Source organism: Clostridium tarantellae, assembly GCF_009295725.1.
GTDB lineage: Bacteria > Bacillota > Clostridia > Clostridiales > Clostridiaceae > Sarcina > Sarcina tarantellae.
Map to the genome: position 1 here is coordinate 1 of NZ_WHJC01000121.1, position 9890 is coordinate 9890.

12 protein-coding genes are annotated in these 9890 nt (G+C 28.7%); 11 read left to right on the top strand and 1 reads right to left on the bottom strand.

Features of this window, described 5'->3' with window-relative positions; genetic code table 11:
* The first annotated feature begins 183 nt into the window (after positions 1-183).
* From GBZ86_RS09000 to GBZ86_RS09050, 11 genes are all read left to right on the top strand, one after another.
* Positions 184-618: a deoxycytidylate deaminase gene (locus tag GBZ86_RS09000; RefSeq protein WP_152889878.1), complete on the top strand. Its 435-nt coding sequence runs from the start codon at positions 184-186 to the stop codon at positions 616-618.
* A gap of 325 nt (positions 619-943) precedes the next feature.
* Entirely contained in the window at positions 944-1411 is a 468-nt protein-coding gene (locus GBZ86_RS09005; protein WP_152889881.1) for a MarR family winged helix-turn-helix transcriptional regulator, read from the top strand.
* A gap of 1 nt (position 1412) precedes the next feature.
* Positions 1413-2384, top strand: coding sequence for a beta-ketoacyl-ACP synthase III (locus GBZ86_RS09010; RefSeq protein WP_152889883.1), 972 nt, complete (start codon positions 1413-1415; stop codon positions 2382-2384).
* Positions 2385-2521: 137 nt separating this feature from the next.
* Positions 2522-3466, top strand: a complete 945-nt coding sequence (gene fabD / locus GBZ86_RS09015) for an ACP S-malonyltransferase (protein WP_152889885.1) — start codon at positions 2522-2524, stop codon at positions 3464-3466.
* Positions 3467-4207: a 3-oxoacyl-[acyl-carrier-protein] reductase gene (fabG, locus tag GBZ86_RS09020; protein WP_152889887.1), complete on the top strand. Its 741-nt coding sequence runs from the start codon at positions 3467-3469 to the stop codon at positions 4205-4207.
* 15 nt (positions 4208-4222) lie between these two features.
* Complete coding sequence (gene fabF / locus GBZ86_RS09025) at positions 4223-5464, top strand: beta-ketoacyl-ACP synthase II (protein WP_152889889.1); 1242 nt, start codon at positions 4223-4225, stop codon at positions 5462-5464.
* Between the two features lie 12 nt (positions 5465-5476).
* The gene (gene accB, locus GBZ86_RS09030; RefSeq protein ID WP_152889891.1) at positions 5477-5968 is read left to right on the top strand and encodes an acetyl-CoA carboxylase biotin carboxyl carrier protein; all 492 of its coding nucleotides are present in this window, start codon (positions 5477-5479) and stop codon (positions 5966-5968) included.
* Between the two features lie 2 nt (positions 5969-5970).
* Complete coding sequence (gene fabZ / locus GBZ86_RS09035) at positions 5971-6390, top strand: 3-hydroxyacyl-ACP dehydratase FabZ (protein ID WP_152889902.1); 420 nt, start codon at positions 5971-5973, stop codon at positions 6388-6390.
* 9 nt (positions 6391-6399) lie between these two features.
* Entirely contained in the window at positions 6400-7752 is a 1353-nt protein-coding gene (locus GBZ86_RS09040) for an acetyl-CoA carboxylase biotin carboxylase subunit (RefSeq protein ID WP_152889893.1), read from the top strand.
* Complete coding sequence (gene accD / locus GBZ86_RS09045) at positions 7745-8626, top strand: acetyl-CoA carboxylase, carboxyltransferase subunit beta (RefSeq protein WP_152889895.1); 882 nt, start codon at positions 7745-7747, stop codon at positions 8624-8626. Before GBZ86_RS09040 ends, accD begins: the two co-directional genes overlap by 8 nt.
* Positions 8619-9434: an acetyl-CoA carboxylase carboxyltransferase subunit alpha gene (locus GBZ86_RS09050; RefSeq protein ID WP_152889897.1), complete on the top strand. Its 816-nt coding sequence runs from the start codon at positions 8619-8621 to the stop codon at positions 9432-9434. Before accD ends, GBZ86_RS09050 begins: the two co-directional genes overlap by 8 nt.
* 35 nt (positions 9435-9469) lie before the next feature.
* On the opposite strand, the gene GBZ86_RS09055 is transcribed toward GBZ86_RS09050, so the two are convergent.
* Complete coding sequence (locus GBZ86_RS09055) at positions 9470-9859, bottom strand: PadR family transcriptional regulator (protein ID WP_152889900.1); 390 nt, start codon at positions 9857-9859, stop codon at positions 9470-9472.
* Positions 9860-9890: the final 31 nt, after the last annotated feature.

Here is a 9890-nt window from a genome sequence, read left to right on the forward strand (position 1 = left end):
AATTAATATAAAATAACTTTTAATACATGTTACATATAATGGGAGAAGTTTATGAGCACATATTTAATAATTAAAATTTTATTAATTAGTATTTTAGCTGTAGCTTTAATTACAGTTATTTATAACTTTTATAAAACAATAAAAAAATATAAAAAGTAATTATAATTTAAGGAGAAAAATTAAATGAGTAAAAGACAATCATGGGATGAATATTTTATGAACTTAGCAGAGGTACTTGCAGAAAGATCTACTTGTGATCGTGCACATGTAGGATGTGTAATAGTTAATGATGAGCATAGAATAGTATCTACTGGATATAATGGTAGTGTAGGAAGTAATATGCCTCATTGTGATGATATTGGGCATACAATGAGAGATGGACATTGTATTGCAACAGTACATGCTGAAATAAATTGCTTAACTTATGCGGCTAAAGAAGGGATTTCAGTTAAAAGTTGTACAGCCTATGTAACTCATTTTCCTTGTTTAAATTGTACAAAAGCTTTAGTACAATCAGGAATAAAAAAAATAATATATAAACATGATTATAGAATAGATGAATATGCTTTAGAAATTTTAAAAGTTAATGATGTAAAATTGCAAAATATAAACATGTAAAAAAATTCAATATTTACACAAAAACATCTATTGTTAAGTTGAATAAAATCAAAAAAATGCTTAAAAATTATGAAATTAACTAGAAAAATAATCTAAATTAATGTATGATAAATATGATGGTTAATTTTATCAATTTCAATTTTTTTACACCTATAGTTTATTTATAGGTGTTTTATCATATTTTTCATAATAATAATGAATATTGACAATAATAAAGAGATATAGTATATTTTGAATATCAAATCAAATAATTTGATATTCAAAATATTTGATGAGCTCTTTATATTATCAAATAAACTAATGATTAGAAAAGGAGCAAGTAATAATGCAAAATAGTGAGGGAATTTTAAATGATTTATTAGTTAACTTATTTAATGATATTTTAAGAATTGAAGAAAATGCTTTAAAGAGAAGTGATGTTCTTTTAGATCTTTCTGTAACGGAAGTACATACTTTAGAAGCTATAGGTGTTAAAAATGCAAGAACAATGTCAGAAGTAGCTTTAGATTTAAATATTACAGTAGGAACTTTAACTACTGCAATATTTAAATTAATTAAAAAAGGATATGTAGAAAGAAGAAGAATAGAAGAAGATAGAAGAGTAGTAATGATAGAGCTTACAGATAAAGGTAAATTAGCTTATGATATTCATGAAAAGTTTCATGATGAAATGATAAAAGAAACCGTATGTGGATTAAATAAAGAAGAAGAAAAAATTCTTATTAGTTCACTTGAAAAGCTTAAAGACTTTTTTGAAAGGAAATATGAGCTTATGAAGTTAAAGGAGAAATAACATGAGTAATTCAAAAATAATAGGAATAGGAGCTTATGCACCGGAAAATATAGTGACTAATAAAATGCTACAATCCTTAGTTGATACAAGTGATGAGTGGATTAAAACTAGAACGGGAATTGAAAAAAGAAGTATAACAATAGATGAAGAAACTTCTGATTTAGCTGTAAAAGCAAGTAAAATAGCTATAAAAAATGCGAAAATAAGTGCAAAAGATATTGATATGATAATTGTTGCTACAATTACTCCGGATACTTTTACTCCATCTACAGCTTGTGTAGTACAAAAAAAGCTAGAAGCTATAAATGCATGTGCATTTGATATTAATGCTGCTTGTACAGGTTTTATATATGGATTAAAAGTAGCAGATAGTTTTATAAGGTCAGGAGAGTTTAAAAATATTTTAATTATTGGTGCAGAAACTTTATCAAAAGTATTAAATTGGAATGATAGAGGAACTTGTGTGCTTTTTGGAGATGGTGCAGGAGCAGTAGTTGTTACAGCTACAAATAATGAGGGAATAAAGGCTATAGAAATAAAATCTGATGGTAACAAGGGGGATGTTTTAACAATAGGAGGAGCGCCTTTAAATAATCCTTTTAACAAAAATGAAAAGATTTTAGAACAATATATAAAAATGAATGGTAGAGAAGTTTTTAAGTTTGCAACAAAAGCAATGGAAGAGAGTATTTTAAATGTTCTAGAAAGAAGTAATAGCTCCCTAGATAAAATAAAGCATATAATACCACATCAGGCTAACCTTAGAATAATAGATTATGTAAGTAAAAAATTAAATATCGCTTCAGATAAATTTATAATAAATTTAGATAAATATGGAAATACATCTAGTGCAAGTATCCCCATAGCTTTATATGAAGCTTATAAACAAAAAAAGATAACTTTTGGAGATGAAGTGATCTTAGTAGGATTTGGTGGAGGACTTACATGGGGATCAGCATTAATTAAATTATGATTTAATAATTGAAAGAATATAAAATAAAGTAAAAAAAATATTTTAAAGGATTATAATACCATATGATTACAAAATGTGGTATTATAATCTATAAACAATATTAACAAATAAAGAGTTTTATAATTTGGAGGAAAACTATGTCTAATATAGGTTTCGTATTTGCTGGCCAAGGAGCTCAGTATGTGGGAATGGGAAAAGAATTTTATGATAATTATGAAGAAAGTAGAAATATATTCAATATAGCAAGTGAAGCATTAGATTTAGATATTGCTAATTTATGTTTTAATAGTGATAAAGAACTTTTAAATAAAACAGAAAATACACAGCCAGCTATTGTAACAACTAATATGGCAATATTATCTGTTTTAAAGAAAAATGGTATTGAAGCTGAGGTTTCTTGTGGACTAAGTTTAGGTGAATATTCAGCACTTATAAATGCAGGAGTTTTAGAATTTAAAGAAGCTGTTAAGTTAGTTCAAAAAAGAGGAAAATTTATGCAGGAGGCTGTAAAAGAGGGCATAGGTGGTATGATAGCTGTATTGTCACTTAAATCTGAGGCTATTGAAGAGATAATAGAAAAATCTTCAAAATATGGCATAATAGAGGGTGCTAATTATAACTCACCTGCACAAACTGTGTTATCAGGGGAAAATAAAGCTTTAGAAAAAGCTTTAGAATTAATTAAGCAAGCAGGTGGAAAAGGTATTAAATTACCAGTATCGGCACCATTTCATTGTTCAATGTTAGAACCAGCAGCTATTAATTTGGAAAGAGAGTTAGAAAAAGTTAATATAAATGAAATGAATTCAGTAGTTTTATCAAATGTTAAAGGAATAGCTTATTATAAGGATGATAGTATAAAAGATTTATTAAAACTTCAAGTAATGAAATCAGTTTTATTTATGAAAAATATTGAGACTATGATAGATATGGGAGTTGATGTTTTTATAGAGGTTGGTCCTGGAAAAACTTTAAGTTCATTTATTAAAAAAATAAATAGGAATGTTACCATATTAAATGTTGAAGATATAAAATCATTAGAAAAAACAGTAAATAAACTAAAAGAATTGGAGGTACTTTAAATGTTGAAAGAAAAAGTAGCAATTGTTACTGGAGGAACTAGAGGAATAGGAAGAGCTATAGCTATAAAATTAGCTCAATTAGGAGCTAATATTGTTATAAATTATAGAAGTTCTGACAAAGAAGCAGAAGAGGTTAAAGAATTAATAAAATCCTTTGGAGTAGATGTAGTATGTGTGAAATGTGATATAAGTGATTTTGAAGAAGCTAAAAAATTAATAGATGAATGTAAAAATAAATTTGGTAAGTTAGACATATTAATAAATAATGCAGGCATTACTAAGGATACCTTAGTGTTAAGAATGAAAGAAGAAGATTTTGACAATGTTATAAATGTTAATTTAAAAGGTACATTTAATTGTTCAAAGCATGCATCGGCAATAATGCTTAAACAAAGATCTGGTAAAATAATAAATTTAACATCAGTAGTAGGAGTGGTAGGAAATGCAGGGCAGGCTAATTATGCGGCATCTAAAGCAGGTGTTATAGGTCTTACTAAATCTTTAGCAAAAGAGTTTGGTGCAAGAGGTATAAATGTAAATGCTGTAGCACCTGGATTTATAAAAACAGATATGACTGCTGTTTTATCCGATACAATAAAAGAAGAAGTAGCTAAAAATGTTCCATTAAAAAAGCTTGGTGAACCAGAAGATATTGCTAACTTAGTTGCATTTTTAGCATCAGATTCAGCATCATATATAACAGGTCAAGTAATTAATGTAGATGGTGGAATGGTAATATAAGGAGAGGGTTTTATTATGAATCGTAGAGTTGTTATAACAGGTATGGGAGCTATAACTCCAATTGGAAATACAGTTGAAGAATTTTGGAATAATAGTAAAGAAGGAGTTTGTGGTATAGACAATATAACACTATTTGATACTACTGACTATAAAGTTAAAATTGCAGGAGAAGTTAAAAATTTTAAAGCAGAGGATTATATTGACAGAAAAGAAGTAAAAAGATTGGATAGATTTACGCATTTTGCTTTTAAAGCAGCAGATGAAGCTATGAAAGATGCAAATTTAAATTTAAAGGATGAAAATATTATTGCAGAAAAAGTTGGTGTAATAGTTGGTTCAGGAATAGGTGGATATCAAACCATAGAAACAGAAGTTGAAAAATTAATAAATAAAGGACCTAATAGAGTGTCACCTTTTTCAGTTCCATCATCAATAATAAATTTAGTTGCTGGAAATTTAGCTATTAGATATGGAGCTAAAGGTATTTGTGAATCTTTAGTAACTGCATGTGCTACAGGAAACACTTGTATTGGAACAGCATTTAGAAATATAAAACATGGATATGCAGATATAATTATAGCAGGAGGCGCTGAAGCTGTTATTACAAGAGCTGGAGTAGCTGGATTTACAAATTTAAAAGCGTTAAATACATCAAATGATCCTAAAAGGTCATCAATTCCTTTTGATAAGGAAAGATCTGGTTTTGTAATGGGAGAGGGTGCAGGAATATTAATTCTTGAAAGCTTAGAGAGTGCTGAAAAAAGAGGAGCTAAAATTTATGCTGAAATAGTAGGCTATGGAGCTACCTGTGATGCTTATCATATAACATCACCAGATCCAGAGGGAGAAGGTGCTAAACGTTCTATGGAAGCTGCTATTGAAGAAAGTAAAATTAATAAAGAAGAAATTTCTTATATTAATGCTCATGGAACAAGCACTCCATATAATGATAAATTTGAAACAATTGCAATAAAAAAATGTTTTGGAGAGACTGCATACAAAATCCCAGTATCTTCAACTAAATCTATGACAGGCCATTTACTTGGGGCGGCAGGTGCCATAGAAGCAATAGTATGTGTAAAAGCTTTAGGTGATAATTTTATACCACCAACAATAGGATATAAAGAGAAGGATGAGGAATGTGACTTGGATTATGTTCCAAATAAAGGGAGATGTTCTGAATTGAATTATGTTTTATCAAATTCATTAGGGTTTGGTGGTCATAATGTTTCTTTATTATTTAAAAAGTGGAAATAGAAGGTGAGTAATATGAAACTTAATGAGATTAAAGACTTAATTGATAAGATTGATAATTCTAATATTGCTTATTTTGAAGTAAAACTTGAAGATGGTTATGTTAAAATGGATAAATCTTTAACTAGAAATTTTACTGAAGAAATAAGTGAAAGTTTAAGCAATGATATTGAACTAAAACAAACATATAATTCAGAATATATAAGTGATTCAGAATCTTCCGTAAAAGAGGAAGAAACTATTGATAAAATTAAGTGCAGTGAAAATGATTATTATATTACTTCTCCAATGGTAGGAACATTTTATTCAGCATCAGGTATTGATGAGGAGCCTTATGTAAAAATTGGTGATAAAGTAAAATCAGGAGATATTTTATGTATAGTTGAAGCTATGAAGCTTATGAATGAAATAGAGTGTGAAGTTTCTGGAGAAATAGTGGATATATTAGTTACTAATGGGCAAATGGTTGAGTATGGAGAGCAACTATTTAAAATAAGGAGAGATTAATGATGATGAATATAAATGAAATAAAAGAAATTATACCTCATAGATATCCTTTTTTATTAATTGATAAAGTAGAAGAAATAACTGAAACTAGTATAGTTGCATATAAAAATGTAACAATTAATGAACCATTTTTTCAAGGACATTATCCAGATTATCCTATAATGCCTGGGGTTTTAATTGTAGAAGCTTTAGCACAAACTGGTGCAGTTGCTATGTTAAAAAAAGAGGAATTTAAGGGAAAGAAACCATTATTTGCAGGAATAGATAAACTTAGATTTAAAAAACAAGTTGTACCAGGAGATGTTTTAAGATTAGAAGTAGAAATAATAAAGATAAGAGGGCCTGTAGGTGTTGGAAAAGCAACAGCTACAGTAGAGGGAAAGGTTGCTTGTTCAGGAGAAATTTTATTTGCAATAGGTTAGGTGAGGACGATGTTTAAAAAAGTATTAGTTGCAAACAGAGGTGAAATAGCAGTAAGAATTATTAGAGCTTGTAGAGAATTAGGTATACTTACTGTGGCAGTATATTCAGAAATGGACAAAGAAGCTTTACATGTTCAAATAGCTGATGAAGCTGTGTGTATTGGTCCTTGGATGTCGAAAGAAAGTTATCTTAACATACAAAATATATTAAGTGCTTGTGTATTAACAGGAGCAGAGGCTATACATCCAGGATTTGGTTTCTTATCAGAAAACCCTAGATTTGCAAAGATGTGTACTGAGTGTAACATCAAATTTATAGGGCCAGATTGGAAAGCTATAGAGTTTATGGGGGATAAAGCTAAGGCAAGAGAAGTTATGAAAGATGCAGGAGTTCCAGTAGTACCAGGTTATGAAGGAGAAATTCAGAGTGCTTTACATGCTTTAGAAATTGCAAAAGATATAACTTTTCCAGTGATGGTTAAAGCTGCTTCAGGAGGTGGTGGTAAAGGAATTCGTATAGTTCATAATGAAGAAGAATTCATTTCTAATTATGAAATGGCTAAATCAGAAGCAAGTGCAAATTTTGGTGATGATAGGGTTTATATAGAGAAATTTATAGAAAATCCAAAACATATAGAATTTCAATTAATATGTGACGAATATGGTAAAATAGTTCATTTATTTGAAAGAGATTGTTCAGTTCAAAGAAAAAATCAAAAAGTTATAGAAGAGGCTCCTTCTACAATTCTTACAAAAGAACAAAGAAGAAAAATGGGAGATGCAGCTATTAAAGCTGCTAAAGCAGTTAATTATAAAAATGTTGGTACTATAGAGTTTCTTGTGAATAAAAATGGTGAATTTTATTTCATGGAGATGAATACAAGAATACAGGTTGAACATCCTATAACTGAGATGATTACAGGCATTGATATAGTAAAAGAACAAATAAAAATAGCTGCTGGAATACCTCTTGATTTTGATCAAAGTGATTTGGTGATAAATGGTCATTCCATAGAATGTAGAATAAATGCAGAAGATCCATTTAAGAATTTTATGCCATGTCCTGGAATAATTAAGGAAGTTAACTTTCCAGGAGGATTTGGTGTAAGGTTAGATACTGCTATATATCAAGGATATAAAATACCTCATTGTTATGACTCTATGATAGGAAAGCTTATAGTACATGGTAAAACTAGAGAAGAAGCCATTTGTAAAATGAAAAGATGTCTTTCAGAATTTGCTATAGATGGAGTTACTACTAATATAGATTATCACTTTTTAATATTAGATAATGAGTTATTTAAGCAGGGACTTTATGACACCTCATTTTTAATGAATAAGTTGGTGATTAATAATGATTAAAGATCTTTTAAATAAAAGAAAATATATAACAGTTAGTACTGTAGGGTTGCAATTAGGTGAAAATGAAATAGAAGAAAGGCCTAATATTCCTAATGGTATGTGGAGTAAATGTAATAATTGTGGAAAAATAATTTACACAGAAGACTTAAAAAATAATTTACAGGTTTGTTCAAATTGTAATTATCATTTTAGGATTGGTGCATATGAAAGAATAAATTTTTTAGTTGATAAAGATAGTTTTAAAGAGTTTAATAGAGGATTGATAGGAAATAATCCTTTGAATTTTCCAGATTATGAAGAAAAAATTAAGGCTTCAAGTAGAAAATCTTCTACTAATGAAGCCGTTGTAACTGGTGAAGCTAAAATATTTTCTAAAAAAATAGTGTTATGTGTTATGGATTCTAATTTTATGATGGGAAGCATGGGAATAGCCGTTGGGGAAAAAATTACCAATGCAATAGAATATGCTACAAAAAATAAATTTCCTCTTATTATTTTTACTTGTTCAGGTGGAGCAAGAATGCAAGAAGGAATATTTTCTTTAATGCAAATGGCAAAAATAAGTGGTGCTATAGCAAGACATTCTCAGGCAGGATTATTATATTTAACAATATTGACAGATCCAACTACTGGAGGAGTTACAGCTAGTTTTGCAATGGAAGGAGATATAATTCTAAGTGAACCTAGGTGCTTAGTTGGTTTTGCTGGAAGAAGAGTGATAGAGAAGACAATTAATGAAAAATTACCAAATAATTTCCAAACTTCAGAATTTTTGTTAGAAAAAGGATTTATAGATAAAATAGTTAATAGAAAAGAAATAAAATCTGTTATTAATACAATTTTAAAAATTCATGAGGTAAAAATATATGAGTAGAGATTTAATTAAAACAGCTAATGCATGGCAAAAAGTTGAAATAGCTCGTCATAGCAATAGACCTAATGCAAAATATTATATAAATGAAATTTTTGATGAATTTATAGAATTACATGGTGATAGATGCTTTGGGGATGATAAAGCAGTTATAGGAGGTATTGGTTTATTAAAAGGAGTTTCTATAACAGTGATAGGAATTTGTAAAGGTGAAAATACTAAAGAAAATATTAAAAGAAACTTTGGTATGCCTCATCCTGAAGGCTATAGGAAAGCATTAAGATTAATGAAACAAGCTGAAAAGTTTAATCGTCCAATAATATGTTTAATAGATACACCAGGAGCATTTTGTGGAGTTGGTGCAGAAGAAAGAGGTCAAGGGCAAGCAATAGCACAAAATTTAGTTGATTTAATGGGATTAACAGTTCCAATAATTTCTGTTATTATTGGAGAAGGTGGAAGTGGAGGAGCATTAGCATTAGCAGTTGCAGATAAAATTTTAATGTTAGAACATTCTATATACTCCATACTATCTCCAGAAGGGTTTGCTACTATACTATGGAAAGATGTTACAAGAGCTAAGGAAGCTTCACAAATAATGAAAATAACAGCACAAGATTTAAGAAACTTTGGAATAATAGATAAAGTTATTAAAGAACCTTGGGGAGGAGCACATAAAAATCCTTTAAGAATGGCATTAGCTTTGAAAAAGAACTTATTAGAAAGCTTAATAGAGCTAAAAGAATATGATAAAGATGTGTTGCTAAATAATAGATATAATAAATTTAGAGATATGGGACATCTAAATTAAAAAACTATGAAACCTTAAAAGCGGTTTCATAGTTTTTATTTTGTTAGCATTTTTATAAGCATATCTATAACAGATTTATTTTTATTTAAAGCATCAACATAATTAGCAATATGCAATTTATGATATTCTTTTCCTGCATCTGTTATTCTATACATTTTTTTAGAACGTTTATTTATAAATTCATCTCCAACCCAATAACTTGTAACATATCCTTTTTGTTCTAAATCATAAAGAGTATCGTAAATTGTGCTAGAAGAAACAGGAAAAGGAAGTGCTGATGTTGAAAAAGCATTTTTAAAAGTTTCTAAAACTTTGTTTCCGAAAATTTCCTGACCTTTTGATAATTCTTTTAAAATATAAAAAGTATAAAGTTGTTTAGCATTAATTACATTTCTAGGAGCTACCATTCTAGTTCTATTTGTCATAAAAATCTCTCCTTATCTATTTATTATATAT

Bases quoted from the DNA above. Each gene is read 5' to 3' on its own strand.
- GBZ86_RS09000 (WP_152889878.1), top strand. From the start codon at position 184: ATGAGTAAAAGACAATCATGGGATGAATATTTTATGAACTTAGCAGAG.
- GBZ86_RS09005 (WP_152889881.1), top strand. From the start codon at position 944: ATGCAAAATAGTGAGGGAATTTTAAATGATTTATTAGTTAACTTATTT.
- GBZ86_RS09010 (WP_152889883.1), top strand. From the start codon at position 1,413: ATGAGTAATTCAAAAATAATAGGAATAGGAGCTTATGCACCGGAAAAT.
- fabD (WP_152889885.1), top strand. From the start codon at position 2,522: ATGTCTAATATAGGTTTCGTATTTGCTGGCCAAGGAGCTCAGTATGTG.
- fabG (WP_152889887.1), top strand. From the start codon at position 3,467: ATGTTGAAAGAAAAAGTAGCAATTGTTACTGGAGGAACTAGAGGAATA.
- fabF (WP_152889889.1), top strand. From the start codon at position 4,223: ATGAATCGTAGAGTTGTTATAACAGGTATGGGAGCTATAACTCCAATT.
- accB (WP_152889891.1), top strand. From the start codon at position 5,477: ATGAAACTTAATGAGATTAAAGACTTAATTGATAAGATTGATAATTCT.
- fabZ (WP_152889902.1), top strand. From the start codon at position 5,971: ATGATGAATATAAATGAAATAAAAGAAATTATACCTCATAGATATCCT.
- GBZ86_RS09040 (WP_152889893.1), top strand. From the start codon at position 6,400: ATGTTTAAAAAAGTATTAGTTGCAAACAGAGGTGAAATAGCAGTAAGA.
- accD (WP_152889895.1), top strand. From the start codon at position 7,745: ATGATTAAAGATCTTTTAAATAAAAGAAAATATATAACAGTTAGTACT.
- GBZ86_RS09050 (WP_152889897.1), top strand. From the start codon at position 8,619: ATGAGTAGAGATTTAATTAAAACAGCTAATGCATGGCAAAAAGTTGAA.
- GBZ86_RS09055 (WP_152889900.1), bottom strand. From the start codon at position 9,859: ATGACAAATAGAACTAGAATGGTAGCTCCTAGAAATGTAATTAATGCT.